Source organism: Blautia sp. SC05B48 (assembly GCF_005848555.1).
In the GTDB taxonomy this organism is placed as follows: Bacteria; Bacillota; Clostridia; order Lachnospirales; family Lachnospiraceae; genus Blautia_A.
In genome coordinates this window covers 878,427-894,125 of record NZ_CP040518.1, presented here as the reverse complement: position 1 = coordinate 894,125, position 15,699 = coordinate 878,427, and the positions used below count along the sequence as shown (strand labels likewise).

Genomic DNA, 15,699 nt, shown 5'->3' with positions numbered 1-15,699 from the left:
GGGGTATATACGATCCGGTCATTCAGGCAGACAAAGAAGACGGTAATTTCTTTGTCTGCGTTTTTGTTAAAAAAAGTAGACAGGATGTACATGTGGACAGAGGAAAAGATGATACAGGAGGAAAAATTTTGAAACAGATCGCAGACTTGCACATACATTCCAGATATTCCATGGCAACCAGCAAAGATGGCACGCCTGAGATGCTGGATCTCTGGGCGCGGAAAAAAGGTATCACACTCCTTGGAACCGGAGATATGACACATCCCATCTGGCGGCAGGAGTTGAAGACGAAGCTGATCCCTGCGGAACAGGGACTGTTCCGGCTGAAAGATGAATATGTTTTGCCGGAGGCGGCACGCTATCCTGGAAAAGCACCCAGGTTTGTATTGTCCGGTGAGATCAGTTCCATCTATAAAAAAGGCGGAAAAACCAGGAAGGTGCACAGCCTGATCCTGCTTCCGGGATTCGATAAGGCAGATGCTTTTGCCGCAAGGCTGGAAAAGATTGGAAATATCCATTCAGACGGACGTCCTATTTTGGGGCTGCCCTGTCATGATCTTCTGGAAATGATGCTGGAGGTCAGTGAGGAGGGTATCTATATCCCCGCGCATATCTGGACCCCACATTTTTCCCTGTTTGGGGCAAAGTCCGGATTTGACACCATAGAAGATTGTTTTGAAGAACTGACACCTTACATCCATGCACTGGAGACAGGACTTTCTTCAGATCCGTCAATGAACTGGCAGATATCGGCACTGGATGGCTATCAGCTGGTGTCTCATTCGGATGCACATTCACCGTCCAAGCTTGGAAGGGAGGCGGATCTTCTGGATATAGAGCTTTCCTATCAGGGATTGTGGGATGCAGTGCAGAACGGAAAAGGTCTTGAAGGGACGATTGAATTTTTTCCGGAAGAGGGAAAATATCATTTCGACGGGCACCGGAAGTGCGGCGTGTGCCTGAGTCCGAAAGAATCAGAGATGTATAACGGTATCTGCCCGGTCTGCGGAAAGAAGCTGACCATGGGTGTGGATCACAGGATCCTGCAGTTATCTGATCGTGACGAGAGTTCAGCGGCCATGCCGGAAAGCGGCCGCCCATATGAAAGCCTGATGCCGCTGCCGGAGGTGATCTCCGCATGTGTGGGATTTTCCACGGCAAGCAAAAAAGTTCAGGGACAGTACGAGGCGTTGCTTGAAAAACTGGGTGCGGAATTTACCATATTGAGAGAGATTCCGCCGGAAGATATCCGAAAAGCCGGTGGAGAAGTTCTGGCGGAAGGCATCCGGCAGCTTCGTGCAGGTGAAGTTGTGCGGAAACCGGGATTTGACGGAGAATATGGAAAAATAGAATTGTTTTAACCGAATCAGGTAAGTTCCCGGCGAGGTTGCGAATATCGGCTTGATCCAATTAAGAAAATTTCTGAAATGGTGTGAAAAGAAGTAGCTGTTAAATATTTATGTATTGTGAAGAGTATTGCCGGTCATAGCGTGAGCTGCAAAAGGTAAAAGGCGATAATGATAAAGGATTGGAGCAGGATAGAGATCATGAAAGAAAAAATAGGCATCATATCAGACACTCACGGCCTTCTGCGGCCTGAGGTACTGGAAATCTTAAAAGACTGTAAGTATATCCTCCATGCCGGAGATGTCAATAAAGACGAGATCCTGGATGTACTGCGTTCCATGGGGAATCTCTATGTGGTCCGTGGAAATAATGATAAAGACTGGGCGGAAAATCTCCGCACCAGTCTAAGCTTTACCATTGGCGGCGTGAAATTTTTTATGGTCCATAACAAAAAAGACATTGCATGGGAGCTGGGGGACACCCAGGTGGTCATCTTCGGGCATACTCACAAATATTTCGAGAAGATGATCGATGACAGACTGTGGCTGAATCCGGGAAGCTGTGGAAGAAGCCGCTTTGGCGGGGAGGTTACCATGGCGGTGATGACTGTAGAGGATGGAAAATATCAGGTGGAAAAAATTATTTTGGCGGAGAATTCCGGAAAATGATAAAAATTTTGTTTAAAGATCCTTTTGCGCGGATATGTTTCTGGGGATTACTGGAATACGCTGATGCATAAAAGGATTTTTTGTATTTTATTGGATACAATCCTTGTAATTTTGGATTTGTAGCGTATAATTAGAAAACGTTTAAAACAAAAGTGGTCTTACCACTTTTGCAAAATTCGTTTGAGCGCAGAGTGTGAATATGCGCTTTACATGAATCAGGAGGGATGCAACATGAAGCATGTGCAGCAGTTTAGCATCATCCTGTTGATTTCCGTCATTGGAGAATTACTGAAAACCTTTCTTCCACTTCCGGTACCGGCCAGTGTCTATGGACTGATCATTATGCTGGTGGCTTTGCTCACAGGTATTCTGAAGCTGGATCAGGTCAAAGGTGCGGCAGATTTTCTGGTTGAGATCATGCCGGTGATGTTTGTACCGGCAGGTGTGGGACTGATCACAGCCTGGAGCACTCTGAAACCGATCTGTGTACCGGTTCTCATCATGACGTTTATCAGCACGGTGATCGTAATGGTCGTAACAGGAAAAGTAACACAGGGAGTGATTCGTATGGGAAAGAGAGGAACTGAAAAATGATGGAATTCATAAAAAACTCCGCATTTTTCGGAGCAATGATAAGTCTGATCGCCTATGAGATCGGTCTGATCCTGAAAAAAAAGTTTAAAATGGCGATCTTTAATCCGCTTTTGATCTCCATCATCTGTGTTATCGGTGTTCTTTTGCTCTTCCATATTGATTATGATGATTACAATGAAGGTGGAAAATATATCAGCTATCTGCTGACCCCGGCAACAGTCTGTCTGGCAGTGCCCCTTTATGAGCAGATCCATCTGCTGAAAAAAAATCTCAAGGCAGTGGCTGCCGGGATCTTTTCCGGAACGCTGGCCGGGCTTTGCAGCATTCTGCTTATGGCGAAATTGTTTGGCTTTGATCATCAGGAATATGTCACTATGCTTCCGAAGTCTATCACAACCGCCATCGGAATGGGTGTTTCCGAGGAGCTTGGCGGTATCGTGACCATCACCGTTGCCGTGATCATCATCACAGGAGTTCTGGGAAATATGCTCGCAGAGGTTGTCTACAAGATCGCAAAGATCGAGGAGCCGATCGCAAAGGGTCTTGGACTTGGAACATCTGCCCATGCTATCGGAACAGCCAAAGCCATGGAGCTTGGCCCGGTAGAAGGAGCCATGAGCAGCCTTGCCATTGCAGTTGCCGGATTGCTTACGGTTGTCGGCGCATCGGTGTTTGCGGGAATGATGTAAATATTCATTTATCGGTGTTAAAGTTAAATCCATAGAAGAATAAAAATGTGTGAAAGGTCTGTCATATATGGCAGGCTTTTTTCTTTGGTCAGAATATCCTGGGCAGTTCACGAAAAGTAGTTACTGAGAACGGAGTGAACAATAACCACAGAAAAGGAAACCGGAGATGATTTTACTTCGGATGCAACAGAAGTGCCGGATGCAGCATTCTTTTTTGCGGATCTTAAAGACGAACATATTTTTGTATAAAATAAACAAATGTTCGGAAAAACCATATTTATACCGTTTTATTGGACTAAAAATGAGCTATAATGCAAACATACAGAAAATATGTTTGGAAAATATGTTCGATAAAACGTGAGACGAACATAGGACAGGGAGGATGGATCTTATGTGGAATACAGAGAGCAGCAGGAAGGCAGTATTGGCAGAAGGAAGATATGTGGATGCTGAGAACGGACATTGCGGCAGACAGAAGCTTTCTTCAGGAATGGCAATGGTACTGGGCGCACTTCTTACAATGGAGATTATGCTTGGCGGGGCAATGCTGTTTAATTTTGATTTCCGTGGAGCAGATATCGTTGCCGTTGTATTGTCATTCATGGTATTATATTTTGCAGTGGTGGCATCACTGACAGACAAGTAGAAGAACGGAGGGAGAGAGGATGCCAAGGGTCTTTAACCAGAAGATTAAAATTTTATATCTGATGCGCATTTTTCTGGAACAGACGGACGAAGAGCATCCGATGTCTGTGAAGGAGCTGATCTCCTATCTGAATAGTCTGGGAATCAGTGCAGAGCGTAAGACTGTCTATGATGATATTGAAACCCTGCGGAATTTTGGAATGGATATCCTGAACCGGCGGGAGCACCCGGCCGGTTTTTATCTTGCCAGCCGGGAATTTGAGCTTCCGGAGCTGAGACTTCTGGTGGATGCAGTACAGTCCTCCAGATGTATCACCAATGGGAAATCCCGACAGCTGATCAGGAAGCTGGAGAGCCTTGCCAGTGTTTATGAGTCCAGACAGCTGCGGCGACAGGGATTTGCAGAGAACAGTATCCGGACTATAAACGAGAATGTGTATTACAGTATTGATATGATCCAGCGTGCATTAACTGAAGACAGGCAGATTTCTTTTCAGTATTGTGAATGGACTGTGGAGAAGAAGCTGTGTCCGGAGAATGAGGGGGAACGATATTCGGTCAGTCCTTGGGGACTTGTATGGCAGAATGAGGAGTATTATCTGATCACTTATGACGAGAAGTGTGGAAGGGTTAAGCAGTATCAGGTAGATAAACTCCAGCAGATCCGTATAGAGAAGGAAGTGCGATGCGGCAGAGGATTTTTTGAGAATTATGATATAGGAGAGCTGACATCCAGGACCTTCGGGATGTTTGGCGGAAAAGAGAAAACCATATGTCTGGAAGCACATAACCGCTTAGTCGGGGTGGTGCTGGATCGGTTTGGCAGAGATATTATGATACACAGGAAGGATCCTGAACATTTCAAAACACTGGTTCGTGTAAATATCAGTGACCAGTTCTTTGGCTGGATAGCCAGTCTTGGCCCGGATGCGGTGATCGCGTCACCGGATGAGGTTCGCGATAAGTACCGGGAATTTCTTGAGAAAAGTCTTTCTAATTACAAATGATAAATATATGATAAAGAAAATCTGTATATAATAAAGATTCAGGAAAATTCACTCCTGAGTCTGCAGATTTTCAACAGAAATAATATATAAAAAAATAAATGAAAACAGACAAAAATGAGAAAAATTATATAATAACTGTAACTGAAATATAAAAATAATATAGATAGCATATGTGAAAAAGATAATAGACATTGCGATGTTTAAGTGCTATAATGCTTTCGACTCTTAGGAGGGAATAAATTTTGCCATTTCAGGCAGATTACGGACGGTGAAGATATGACTGTAAAAGCAAGAATGCTGAAGCTTCTGGAGCAGCACGAGAATGAACTGATATCCGGAGAGGCGGCAGCAGCAGAACTAAACTGCACAAGGGCAGCCATCTGGAAAGCTGTGAAATCCCTTCGTGAAGAGGGATATACCATAGAAGCTGGACCAAACAAAGGCTATGTGCTTCGAGGAGGCAGCCGTTTATCGGAAGAAGGAATACGGCTTTACCTCGATCATCCGGATGTCCCTGTAAAAATATACAGAGAACTGGATTCTACAAACCGGGCAGCCAAGGAGGCTGCATTTTCAGGAGAAGCAGGTCATGGTGCACTGATACTGGCGCGCAGACAGAAAAGCGGAAGAGGCCGAAGAGGCCGAAGTTTTTATTCTCCTGAAAATGCAGGACTTTATATGAGTATCGTTCTAAGACCGGACCGGACTCTGAAGGAAGGACTCCTGATCACTACAGCGGCGGCAACTGCAGTGTGCCGTGCAGTGAAGAAAATCTGCGGGATCGACCTTGGGATCAAATGGGTCAATGATCTGTATCTTCATAATAAGAAAGTGTGTGGGATACTGACAGAGGCTGTTACAGACTTTGAAAGTGGGAACATTGAGTTTGCAGTTGTAGGAATTGGTTTGAATCTGTATATGCCGGAAGATGGGTTTCCTGAAGATATACAGGAAACGGCTGGAGCATTATTTGAAAACAGGAAGGACGCAGAGCATATAAACTGCAGTATTCTTGTGGCGGAGATCGTCAATCAGCTTCTTATGGAAGTGGAGACTCCGGGACTTTCCAGAGAATATACAGAAAATAATATCATTCCTGGAAACATGATCGTGATCACAGACGGACAGTGTACAAGGGAAGCTTATGCAGAATCTATAGCACCAGATGGAAGGCTTCTTGTAAGAGAACAGGATGGTTCAGAAACCCTGCTTTCTTATGGAGAGGTATCTGTACGCAGAAAGTCGGATTAAGGTCAATCAAAATAAATTGTGTATTTTGTATAAAAAACAGATTCTTTTTTGTACAAAACAGGCAAAAATAATATTGACATTCTGGAAATGCGGAGTAAAATAAAGTCAACTACAAGGCGTGGTCATACCAATTATAAAAAGATGCGATCAGCGCCAAGAGAAAAGGAGGGAGAAAAACGGGAGATTTATCAAGTACACTGGCAGAAGAGCTAAACAGTAAGACAGCCTTTACCATTCCGGTGTTTGGTGGAATACCAATTGCAGAATGTGTGGTAGTCACATGGGTCATCATGGCGGTTCTTGTGATTCTGTCTCTGATCTTAGTTCGGAATCTCAGTGTGGAAAATCCGGGTAAGAAGCAGCTGCTTCTGGAAACCGGGGTAAGTTTTCTTCAGGATTTCTTCATGGGTATCCTTGGAGAAGAAGGCAAACAGTATGTGCCTTATTTGATGTCAACCGTAATCTACATCGGAATAGCCAATATCGCAGGCGTATTTGGTTTTACACCACCAACGAAGGACATGAATGTTACCATTGCGCTGGCGCTGATGAGCATTATTCTGATCGAGTATGCAGGCTTTCATAAGAGGGGACTGAAGGGTTTCCTGAAAAGCTTTGCGGAGCCGGTTCCGATCATGCTTCCGATCAACATTCTGGAAATAGCAATCAGACCTACATCTCTCTGCATGCGGTTGTTCGGTAACGTTCTGGGAAGCTTCGTAGTTATGAAGTTGCTGGAGTTTGTTTGTCCGGCCATTCTTCCCATACCATTCAGCTTGTATTTTGATTTCTTCGATGGATTCATACAGGCGTATGTATTTGTATTTTTAACATCCTTGTTCATCAAGGAAGCAATTGAGTAGTGAAGCGGAAGCTCCGCTTGATCTAAAAATGAAAAAATTGTATTTTACAGGAGGAAAAAACTATGTTAATCGCAATTGGTGCAGCTATCGCAGTTCTTACAGGTATTGGAGCAGGTATTGGTATCGGTCTTGCAACATCTAAAGCAGTAGAAGCTATCGCAAGACAGCCGGAGGCAGAGAGCAAGATCAGTAAAGCACTTCTTCTTGGATGTGCTCTTGCAGAGGCAACAGCTATTTACGGTTTCGTAATCGGTCTTCTGATCATCATCATGCTTGGCTAATAGGTAAAGACGAGATACTAATTCAGGATTAAGAGAGGCAGGTGGACCAGGTGATTAAAATTGATATCAACCTTGTCTTTACTATTATAAACCTGATCGTTCTTTATCTTTTAATGAAGAAGTTCCTTTTCGGCCCGATCATTGGTGTTATGGAGAAAAGAAAAGCCATGATCGATGAGCAGTTTGCTTCAGCAGAGAAGACAACCACTGAAGCAAACCAGCTGAAAGGACAGTATGAGGATGCACTGAAATCTGCGAAGGAGGAATCCTTCAGTATTGTAGAGCAGGCTAAGGACGAGGCAAAAGTACAGGCAGACAGCATCGTGAAGAGAGCTAATGATCAGGCTGGCCAGATTCTTGAGAAAGCAAGAAGAGACATCAGCACTGAGCAGGAAGCTGCTATGAAAGCGATGGAAGGCAAAGTGGCTGAGCTGGCAATGGATGCAGCATCCAGAATCATGGGAAAAAAGAACGACGAAGCACAGGATATGTCCCTATATGACCAGTTTTTAGAAGGAGCAGGTGATCCTCATGACAGAGACGTCCATTAATTATGCAAAAGCATTATACGGTCTTTCTGTCCCGGGGGAGGCAATCTGCGAAACAGGAAAGATTTTTAAGAATACACCTGAGATAGGTAAAATGCTTGAAAATCCACTTGTTTCCCTCAAAGAAAAAGAACAGGTAATAGAGCGGGTTTTTCCGCAGGAAATGAAGAGTTTTCTTAAAGTAACGTGTAAGTATCAGAAGATTGACAGAATCGGAGAGATCCTTGAAGCTTATGATGCTTACAGCCGGGAACAGAAAGGAATTCTCAAGGCAGAGCTTCTTTATGTAACACGTCCTACCGAAGCGCAGGAAGATAAGATGAAGGAGTTTCTCCGTAGCCAGTTTTCTGCCAGAGAAGTGGAACTTACCCTTACAGAGGATAAAAGCCTTGTAGGTGGATTTGTTCTCAGGGCAGGAGATCGTGAGTACGACTGGAGCCTCATCGGACGTTATAAGAAACTGAAACAGAAATTAACCCGGAGGTGAAATTGAATTGGGTGCAATAAATCCAGATGAAATCATTTCGATTCTCAAGGAAGAAATAAAGAACTATGACGAAATCAGCAAGGACCAGGAAGTAGGCACTGTCATCTCCGTGGGAGATGGCATCGCAACTGTTTATGGTATCGATCATGCCATGTACGGTGAGGTTGTGACCTTCGAGAATGGTCTGAAAGGTATGGTACAGGATGTCCGTGCCAACAGCATGGGATGTATTCTTTTCGGAAAGGATACAGGAATCAAGGAAGGCACCAAGGTTGCCAGAACTGGCAAACAGGCAGGTATTCCGGTAGGTGATAAATTTATCGGAAGAATCGTAAACGCACTTGGTGAGCCTATTGATGGAAAGGGAGAGATCCAGGCAGAGGAATACCGCCCGATCGAGAACCCGGCTCCTGGAATCATCGATCGTAAGTCTGTAACTGTACCTCTGGAAACAGGAATCCTTTCCATTGATTCCATGTTTCCGATCGGCCGTGGACAGCGAGAGCTGATCATCGGCGACAGACAGACAGGTAAAACATCCATCGCAACAGATACGATCATCAACCAGAAAGGTAAGGATGTGATCTGTATCTATGTTGCCATCGGACAGAAAGCTTCTACCGTTGCAAAGGTAGTTTCCAATCTTGAAAAATACGGTGCAATGGAGTATACAACTGTATTCTCCGCAACAGCCAGTGACTGTGCACCGCTTCAGTATATTGCTCCTTACGCTGGTACTGCTCTTGCAGAGTATTTCATGTATCAGGGCAAAGACGTATTGATCGTATATGATGATCTTTCCAAGCATGCGGTGGCATATCGTGCATTGTCACTTCTGCTTGAGCGTTCTCCGGGACGTGAGGCATATCCTGGTGACGTATTCTATCTTCATTCCAGACTTCTGGAGCGTTCCAGCCGTCTGAGTGAAGAGGCAGGCGGCGGATCCATTACGGCACTTCCGATCATCGAGACACAGGCCGGTGATGTATCTGCATACATTCCTACAAACGTAATTTCCATCACAGATGGTCAGATATTCCTGGAAAGTGATCTGTTCTTCTCAGGCATGCGTCCGGCAGTCAATGTTGGTCTTTCCGTATCCCGTGTTGGTGGTGCTGCACAGACCAAGGCTATGAAGAAAGCTTCCGGTAGTGTACGTATCGACCTGGCACAGTACAGAGAGATGGAAGTGTTCACCCAGTTCAGTTCAGATCTGGATGAGGCTACAACTGCACAGCTGAAATACGGAAGCTGTCTGATGGAGCTTCTGAAACAGCCGCTCTGCAGCCCGTTAAGTCTTCATCAGCAGGTAATTACTCTCTGCGTTGCGACTCACAAGCTGATGGTAGATGTAGAAAAGAAAGAGATCAAGAAATATCAGAAGGATCTTCTGGAGTACTTTGATAATGTATATCCTGAGATCGGCAAAGAGATCGAGACTACAAAGCAGCTCTCTGATGAGCTTGTAGAGAAAATCGTAAAGGCGGCAGAAGAATTCAGAGATAAGAGCAGGTAGGTGTTGATATGGCAAATGCAAAAGAAATACAGACTCGTATGAAAAGCATTCAGGACACCATGAAGATCACCAATGCGATGTACATGATTTCTTCTTCCAAGATGCAAAAGGCCAAGAAGATCCTGCAGGATACGGAACCATATTTCTATAATATGCAGGCCGCCATTGCCAGGATCCTCCGTCATATGCCGGATATCCAGCATCCTTTCTTCAGTGAGCGTCATCTTGTTCCGAAGGATGAAAGAAAGGTAGGTACCATTGTCATTACAGGTGATAAAGGTATGGCTGGTGCATACAATCATAATGTACAGAAAATGACAGAAGATTTCATGGAAGAGGTACCGGGACATCACAAGCTGTATGTCCTTGGTATGGTAGGGCGTCAGTATTTCGGCAAGAGAGATGTGGATATGGACGGCAGTTTTCATTATACCGTGCAGAAGCCGACTATGCACAGAGCACGCCTTATCACAGATGAGATCGTACGTGCGTTTTTGGAAAGAGAGTTGGATGAAATTCACATTGTCTATACACAGATGCTGAATGCGATGGCAATGGAAAATGTGAATATGCAGCTTTTACCGCTGAAAAAGGCTGATTTTAAAGTGGGTCAGATTCCGGCAGATATTTATCAGGAGGAGATCGTGTTATCTCCGTCTGCAGATGTACTTCTGGATACTATGATCCCCAACTACCTTACAGGTGTGATCTATGGATGTCTTGTAGAGGCATATGCCAGTGAGAACAGTGCGAGAATGACAGCAATGCAGTCCTCTACAGATAGTGCGAAGGCGATGCTGAAGGATCTTTCCATTCAGTATAATCGTGCACGTCAGGCTGCGATCACGCAGGAGATCACAGAGGTTATCAGCGGTGCTAAAGCACAAAAAAGGAAGTGATGACTATGAATAAAGGTAAGATCGTACAGGTTATGGGACCTGTTGTAGACGTTGTTTTTGAAGACGGACAGCTTCCGGATATCAAGGATGCCCTTGAAGTTGAGAACAACGGTAAGAGATGCGTTATGGAGGTGTCCCAGCACCTTGGAAATAATATCGTGCGCTGCATCATGCTGGGAGCCAGCGAGGGCCTGCAGCGAGACAGAGAAGTAACAGCTACCGGAAGCGGTATCAAGGTTCCGGTTGGAGATAAAACACTTGGTCGTCTGTTCAACGTTCTTGGAGATACCGTAGATGGCGGTGATTCCCTGGACGGTGAAGAGCATTGGGTCATCCATCGTGATCCACCTTCATTTGAAGAGCAGAAACCGGCAGTTGAGATCCTGGAAACAGGTATCAAGGTTATCGACCTTCTTGCTCCATATGCAAAAGGTGGTAAGATCGGTCTGTTCGGTGGTGCCGGTGTTGGTAAGACAGTCCTTATCCAGGAGCTGATCCAGAATATCGCTACCGAGCATGGTGGATATTCTATTTTCACCGGTGTCGGTGAGCGTTCCCGTGAGGGTAATGACCTTTGGACAGAAATGAAGGAATCAGGTGTTCTTGAGAAGACAGCCTTAGTGTTCGGACAGATGAACGAGCCGCCCGGAGCACGTATGCGTGTTGCGGAGACCGGACTTACTATGGCAGAGTATTTCCGTGATCAGGAGCACAGAGACGTACTTCTTTTTATTGATAATATCTTCCGTTTTGTACAGGCAGGATCTGAGGTTTCCGCTCTGCTTGGACGTATGCCGTCCGCAGTAGGATACCAGCCTACACTGGCAACTGAGATGGGTGAGCTTCAGGAGAGGATCGCATCTACCAAGGAAGGATCCGTTACATCCGTACAGGCTGTATATGTACCGGCCGATGACCTGACTGACCCGGCTCCGGCAACAACATTTGCTCATCTGGATGCGACAACGGTTCTTTCCCGTAAGATCGTTGAGCAGGGTATTTATCCGGCTGTAGATCCGCTTGAGTCTACTTCCCGTATCCTGGAGGCAGATATTGTTGGTGAGGAACATTACGAGGTTGCACGTAGAGTACAGGAGATTCTTCAGAAATATAAAGAGCTCCAGGACATCATTGCTATTCTTGGTATGGAGGAGCTCTCAGAGGAAGATAAGCAGACAGTATTTCGTGCAAGAAAGATCCAGAAGTTCCTTTCACAGCCGTTCCATGTAGCTGAGAACTTCACCGGTATCAAAGGTAAATATGTACCGCTGAAAGAGACGATCCGTGGCTTCAAGGCAATCATTGACGGTGAAATGGATGAGTATCCGGAGAACGCATTCTTTAATGTTGGAACCATTGATGATGTAATTGCAAAAGCAAAAGCCGAGGAGAACCGGCAGTAAGGAGCGGCTATGAGTGAGACATTTGGCCTGGAAATATATGCCAGCAATAAACTGGCTTATGCAGGACGTGCTCAGAAGCTTATTATCCCGGCAGTGGATGGTGAGCAGGGATTTCTTGCTCATCATGCGAATGTGGTAGCAACCATTATTCCAGGTGAGATGCGTTTTGAGGATGCAGATGGAAATACACATGTTTTTGCTGTGAGCAGCGGATTTGTTGAGATGATCAATAACCGTGCCAAGCTGTTCTGTCTCAGTGTAGAAAGCCCCGAGGAAATCGATATCCGTCGTGCGCAGGAAGCGAAGGATCGTGCAGAGGAGCAGCTTCGCCAGAAACAGAGTATTATGGAATACCACAGGAGTCAGCTGGCTCTTGCGAGAGCAATGACACGTCTTAAGGTAACACATAAGCAGTAAATTTAAATCATATAAAAAGATCCATTGTCAGGAATCTGACAGTGGATCTTTTTTTCTCTGTGTTATTTTGTGGATGAAGCAGAATCAGAATCGGTATTTTCCGGATCAGCAATGGAAGAAGCTTCAGATGCTGTATCTTTGTCGGAGTTATCAGAAGTATGAACAGGCTTTTCTGTCAGCTGCTGATATGGACGATAGGGTTCCCAGTAATGCTCTTCTTTTGTTTCGGTTTCCTGTTTCAGCTTCTTTTTCTGCTGAGTAAGAAGATAAATACCTGCAGCAATGATACCTGCAGCAATGATGATCTGCGGAAGGCTGTTGCAGATATTGTATACATAGTCGGCCATATTAGTCGGTACAATGAAGTACAAAAGACTTGTGAAACGACTCCACAGGATGCAGATACCAAACAGGATCAGAACCCATGCAGCTGCACTCTGATGCTTTTGTAAGAATTTTCCCATATCACCGGAAAACTGATCCATGTGAAGAATGTAATTATCCTCTACAGAGTAGAATTCTTCTTCTGACAGGGATTTCAGATTATGGACATTAAAAAAACTATAGAACCATATCACCGGGAGAAACATGGCCAGCCATCCAAGACCGGTTATGGATGCCAGTGCGATCGATCCCCAGAACAGCAGCATAATGCTGAGTCCCTGTTTTTTAAATCCCATGTACATTTCCCCGGCACCGGGGATCAGGGAAAAGATAAATACCCAGAAACCATGTTTTTGTTTTTTCATAAATTTACTTGCCTCCGTTTATAATTTTATTCGTAAGATCATTCAGATTATTACTGATCTTCTGAGAATGTTCACTGAGCTGGGAACCTACCTCTCTGGAAAGCTGGTTCAGGCCGGAACCAATGTCAAGGGATGAAGAAATCTTAACTTTTGTTTCCGGTGAAGGATGAAGAGCCGTAAAATCTGTCTGAGATACAGAAAAAAGCATGATCAGAGCAACACCCATGCCTACGGCAGTCCGTAAGCCTGCACAGAGAAGCTTCATCCAATAAGCAGTTTCATGTATTTTTCTGGAAGCCTGAACTTCCGGAGAAGCTGCTTTTTTCAGAATTTCATCCTGCAGATAGGATGGAGCATACTCAGAAGCGGCATCCTCATTCTGAAGAAGTTCATCCAGACAGAAATCACATTGATCCATATGCTCCAGAAAACGGATCATTTCATCCGTATTCATGGTTCCGTCCTGAAATTTCTGGAATTCATCCTGTGGTATGTGCATCTAATCACTCCTTTCCAGCAGTGCCTTCAGCATAGATCTGGACCGGTAGATCTGCGTCTGGACTGTTTTGATATTTTTATTCTGCGCCTTTGCAATTTCTGCGGCGGTTTTTTCTTCGCAGAAATGCTCAATGGCAACCTCCCTGTAGGGACTCTTCAGCGCTGAACATAAATGTCGGATCCGATCCTTGAAATCTTTGTCCAGAAATGCCTCCTCCGGGGAAAACTCTTTATCATGGAGCTGTTCAAAATAGGTGTCCTCTGTGGGAATGGTACGTCTGCCAGCTGCTTTCAGATGATCCAGACATTTTCTGACTGCGATCTTGCTGAGCCAGGCTTTTTCGTAGGTGCCATCAAAACGGGAGAGATTTTTGTAGGCGGAAAGAAAAACATCCTGTGTCAGATCCTCGGCGTCAAAGGGATTGCCCACCGATTTCAGACAAATGGAAAATATTAAGTTTTGGTATGTATGTATCAGATATTCCAGATATTCTTCCCGTGTAATGCAATCAGCTCCCTTCTCTTCCCGCTTCATTTATTATAACGCGGAACCTGAAGGAAAGCCTTCAGCTTTTATAGAAAAATATGTAAATCATTGGATAAATGCCGTTTTTATATAGCGGGGAGAGAAAATTTGGTCTATACTATAAGTCGTCAGAGCAGAGATGCAGAAAGGATGAGACAAATGACAGAGACGAAACGCTTATATTATGAAGATGTATATAAAAAAGAATTTACAGCCAAAGTCCTGGAGTGCAGAGAAGCAAAAAAAGGCTTTCATATCATTCTGGATGAGAGTGCTTTTTACCCGGAGGGCGGCGGACAGCCAAGCGATACCGGATATCTTAACGATGTGAAAGTAAAGGAAGTGCATGAAAAGGAGGGAGAACTTCTTCATTATACAGATCAGCCGATGGAAGCCGGAACAGAAGTACAGGGACGCATCGACTGGGCAAGAAGGTTTGATCTGATGCAGCAGCATTCCGGTGAGCACATGGTGAGCGGACTGATCCATGAGGCTTACGGATATGATAATGTAGGCTTTCATATGGGGAGCGATACCATTACCATAGATCTGAATGGCCCGTTGGATGAGGTGCAGCTTGCCGAGATCGAGCGGAAAACAAACCAAAAGATATGGGAAGATACGCAGATAAAGATCATATATCCTACAGCGGAGGAACTGGAAAAAATCGACTACCGAAGCAAAAAAGAGCTCACTGGTCAGGTGCGGATCGTAGAATTTCCAGGTGTGGATATCTGTGCCTGCTGTGGCACACATGTGACACATACCGGAGAGATCGGAATGGTGAAACTTCTTTCCGTGGAAAAATTCCGTGAAGGTGTCCGTATTGAGATGATCTGCGGAAAACGTGTTCTGGATTATCTGAATATGATCAACGAGCAGAACCATCAGATTTCTGTAAAGCTTTCTGCAAAAATGGATAAGACTGCGCAGGCAGTGGAACGCCTTCAGGAAGAGAATTTCCGCTTGAAAGGACAGGTTGGTCAGCTGGTAGATGACATGTGCCGGAAAGAGGCAGAGCGTTATGCAGGAAGCGGAAGCGTTCTCATCTTTATGGATGGAATGGATGCAGACAGTGTGCGGAAGCTTGCAGATGCGGTGACGCAGACCTGCCAGGGCTGCTGTGCGGTTTTTTCCAGAAATGCAGATGGAAGTTATAAGTATGCAATGGGTGAAAAAGACGGAGATCTTCGCCGATTTACAAAGGAAATGAATGAGAAATTAAATGGACGCGGAGGTGGGAAGCCGTTTTTTGTACAGGGATCGGTGCAGGCATCTGAGAAAGAGATCCGAAACTTTTTTGAGCAGTGA

At 44.9% G+C, this 15,699-nt stretch carries 18 protein-coding genes and 1 pseudogene; 16 read left to right on the top strand and 3 right to left on the bottom strand.

Features of this window, described 5'->3' with window-relative positions; all coding sequences use genetic code 11:
* Nucleotides 1–170: 170 nt before the first annotated feature.
* The 15 genes and pseudogenes from EYS05_RS04065 to atpC all read left to right on the top strand — a co-directional run.
* Nucleotides 171–1,358: pseudogene (locus EYS05_RS04065) on the top strand (endonuclease Q family protein); the annotation flags it as partial.
* 189 nt (nucleotides 1,359–1,547) lie between these two features.
* Nucleotides 1,548–2,015 (top strand): metallophosphoesterase family protein, encoded by a 468-nt coding sequence (locus tag EYS05_RS04060; RefSeq protein WP_118626032.1) that lies wholly within the window; start codon nucleotides 1,548–1,550, stop codon nucleotides 2,013–2,015.
* A 231-nt stretch (nucleotides 2,016–2,246) separates the two neighbouring features.
* Nucleotides 2,247–2,609 (top strand): CidA/LrgA family protein, encoded by a 363-nt coding sequence (locus tag EYS05_RS04055; RefSeq protein ID WP_118514074.1) that lies wholly within the window; start codon nucleotides 2,247–2,249, stop codon nucleotides 2,607–2,609.
* Complete coding sequence (locus EYS05_RS04050; RefSeq protein WP_138276653.1) at nucleotides 2,606–3,298, top strand: LrgB family protein; 693 nt, start codon at nucleotides 2,606–2,608, stop codon at nucleotides 3,296–3,298. The genes EYS05_RS04055 and EYS05_RS04050 overlap by 4 nt, the downstream gene beginning before the upstream one ends.
* 391 nt (nucleotides 3,299–3,689) lie before the next feature.
* Nucleotides 3,690–3,944 (top strand): hypothetical protein, encoded by a 255-nt coding sequence (locus tag EYS05_RS04045; RefSeq protein ID WP_118607850.1) that lies wholly within the window; start codon nucleotides 3,690–3,692, stop codon nucleotides 3,942–3,944.
* A gap of 19 nt (nucleotides 3,945–3,963) precedes the next feature.
* Nucleotides 3,964–4,950, top strand: a complete 987-nt coding sequence (locus tag EYS05_RS04040) for a helix-turn-helix transcriptional regulator (RefSeq protein WP_138276652.1) — start codon at nucleotides 3,964–3,966, stop codon at nucleotides 4,948–4,950.
* 276 nt (nucleotides 4,951–5,226) lie between these two features.
* Nucleotides 5,227–6,201 (top strand): biotin--[acetyl-CoA-carboxylase] ligase, encoded by a 975-nt coding sequence (locus EYS05_RS04035; RefSeq protein ID WP_118514064.1) that lies wholly within the window; start codon nucleotides 5,227–5,229, stop codon nucleotides 6,199–6,201.
* A gap of 233 nt (nucleotides 6,202–6,434) precedes the next feature.
* Nucleotides 6,435–7,064 (top strand): F0F1 ATP synthase subunit A, encoded by a 630-nt coding sequence (locus EYS05_RS04030; RefSeq protein ID WP_334295814.1) that lies wholly within the window; start codon nucleotides 6,435–6,437, stop codon nucleotides 7,062–7,064.
* Between the two features lie 62 nt (nucleotides 7,065–7,126).
* On the top strand, nucleotides 7,127–7,345 hold the full coding sequence (gene atpE / locus EYS05_RS04025; RefSeq protein ID WP_021652814.1) for an ATP synthase F0 subunit C: 219 nt from the start codon (nucleotides 7,127–7,129) through the stop codon (nucleotides 7,343–7,345).
* 50 nt (nucleotides 7,346–7,395) lie between these two features.
* Complete coding sequence (gene atpF / locus EYS05_RS04020) at nucleotides 7,396–7,896, top strand: F0F1 ATP synthase subunit B (protein WP_022427145.1); 501 nt, start codon at nucleotides 7,396–7,398, stop codon at nucleotides 7,894–7,896.
* On the top strand, nucleotides 7,877–8,380 hold the full coding sequence (gene atpH, locus EYS05_RS04015; RefSeq protein ID WP_118514062.1) for an ATP synthase F1 subunit delta: 504 nt from the start codon (nucleotides 7,877–7,879) through the stop codon (nucleotides 8,378–8,380). The genes atpF and atpH overlap by 20 nt, the downstream gene beginning before the upstream one ends.
* A gap of 7 nt (nucleotides 8,381–8,387) precedes the next feature.
* Complete coding sequence (gene atpA, locus EYS05_RS04010; RefSeq protein ID WP_021652816.1) at nucleotides 8,388–9,896, top strand: F0F1 ATP synthase subunit alpha; 1,509 nt, start codon at nucleotides 8,388–8,390, stop codon at nucleotides 9,894–9,896.
* Between the two features lie 8 nt (nucleotides 9,897–9,904).
* The gene (gene atpG / locus EYS05_RS04005) at nucleotides 9,905–10,795 is read left to right on the top strand and encodes an ATP synthase F1 subunit gamma (RefSeq protein ID WP_118514060.1); all 891 of its coding nucleotides are present in this window, start codon (nucleotides 9,905–9,907) and stop codon (nucleotides 10,793–10,795) included.
* A 5-nt stretch (nucleotides 10,796–10,800) separates the two neighbouring features.
* On the top strand, nucleotides 10,801–12,198 hold the full coding sequence (gene atpD / locus EYS05_RS04000) for a F0F1 ATP synthase subunit beta (RefSeq protein WP_118062354.1): 1,398 nt from the start codon (nucleotides 10,801–10,803) through the stop codon (nucleotides 12,196–12,198).
* 9 nt (nucleotides 12,199–12,207) lie between these two features.
* Nucleotides 12,208–12,615, top strand: coding sequence for an ATP synthase F1 subunit epsilon (atpC, locus tag EYS05_RS03995; RefSeq protein ID WP_118368480.1), 408 nt, complete (start codon nucleotides 12,208–12,210; stop codon nucleotides 12,613–12,615).
* 62 nt (nucleotides 12,616–12,677) lie between these two features.
* Here atpC and EYS05_RS03990 read toward each other — a convergent pair whose 3' ends face one another.
* Genes EYS05_RS03990 through EYS05_RS03980 form a run of 3 tightly spaced genes read right to left on the bottom strand, consistent with a single transcriptional unit; the run spans nucleotide 12,678 to nucleotide 14,397 of the window.
* Nucleotides 12,678–13,364, bottom strand: coding sequence for a hypothetical protein (locus tag EYS05_RS03990; protein WP_138276651.1), 687 nt, complete (start codon nucleotides 13,362–13,364; stop codon nucleotides 12,678–12,680).
* Between the two features lie 4 nt (nucleotides 13,365–13,368).
* Nucleotides 13,369–13,863, bottom strand: a complete 495-nt coding sequence (locus tag EYS05_RS03985; protein ID WP_138276650.1) for a hypothetical protein — start codon at nucleotides 13,861–13,863, stop codon at nucleotides 13,369–13,371.
* A complete protein-coding gene (locus EYS05_RS03980) occupies nucleotides 13,864–14,397 on the bottom strand; it encodes an RNA polymerase sigma factor (protein ID WP_118607847.1) in 534 nt (177 codons plus the stop codon).
* A gap of 150 nt (nucleotides 14,398–14,547) precedes the next feature.
* Here EYS05_RS03980 and EYS05_RS03975 point away from each other — a divergent pair, with 150 nt between their 5' ends.
* The gene (locus tag EYS05_RS03975; RefSeq protein WP_243119211.1) at nucleotides 14,548–15,699 is read left to right on the top strand and encodes an alanyl-tRNA editing protein; all 1,152 of its coding nucleotides are present in this window, start codon (nucleotides 14,548–14,550) and stop codon (nucleotides 15,697–15,699) included.

Bases quoted from the DNA above. Each gene is read 5' to 3' on its own strand.
- EYS05_RS04035 (WP_118514064.1), top strand. From the start codon at position 5,227: ATGACTGTAAAAGCAAGAATGCTGAAGCTTCTGGAGCAGCACGAGAAT.
- EYS05_RS03990 (WP_138276651.1), bottom strand. From the start codon at position 13,364: ATGAAAAAACAAAAACATGGTTTCTGGGTATTTATCTTTTCCCTGATC.
- atpG (WP_118514060.1), top strand. From the start codon at position 9,905: ATGGCAAATGCAAAAGAAATACAGACTCGTATGAAAAGCATTCAGGAC.
- atpE (WP_021652814.1), top strand. From the start codon at position 7,127: ATGTTAATCGCAATTGGTGCAGCTATCGCAGTTCTTACAGGTATTGGA.
- EYS05_RS03980 (WP_118607847.1), bottom strand. From the start codon at position 14,397: ATGAAGCGGGAAGAGAAGGGAGCTGATTGCATTACACGGGAAGAATAT.
- atpH (WP_118514062.1), top strand. From the start codon at position 7,877: ATGACAGAGACGTCCATTAATTATGCAAAAGCATTATACGGTCTTTCT.
- EYS05_RS04040 (WP_138276652.1), top strand. From the start codon at position 3,964: ATGCCAAGGGTCTTTAACCAGAAGATTAAAATTTTATATCTGATGCGC.
- EYS05_RS03975 (WP_243119211.1), top strand. From the start codon at position 14,548: ATGACAGAGACGAAACGCTTATATTATGAAGATGTATATAAAAAAGAA.
- EYS05_RS04045 (WP_118607850.1), top strand. From the start codon at position 3,690: ATGTGGAATACAGAGAGCAGCAGGAAGGCAGTATTGGCAGAAGGAAGA.
- EYS05_RS03985 (WP_138276650.1), bottom strand. From the start codon at position 13,863: ATGCACATACCACAGGATGAATTCCAGAAATTTCAGGACGGAACCATG.
- EYS05_RS04050 (WP_138276653.1), top strand. From the start codon at position 2,606: ATGATGGAATTCATAAAAAACTCCGCATTTTTCGGAGCAATGATAAGT.
- EYS05_RS04060 (WP_118626032.1), top strand. From the start codon at position 1,548: ATGAAAGAAAAAATAGGCATCATATCAGACACTCACGGCCTTCTGCGG.
- atpC (WP_118368480.1), top strand. From the start codon at position 12,208: ATGAGTGAGACATTTGGCCTGGAAATATATGCCAGCAATAAACTGGCT.
- atpD (WP_118062354.1), top strand. From the start codon at position 10,801: ATGAATAAAGGTAAGATCGTACAGGTTATGGGACCTGTTGTAGACGTT.
- EYS05_RS04055 (WP_118514074.1), top strand. From the start codon at position 2,247: ATGAAGCATGTGCAGCAGTTTAGCATCATCCTGTTGATTTCCGTCATT.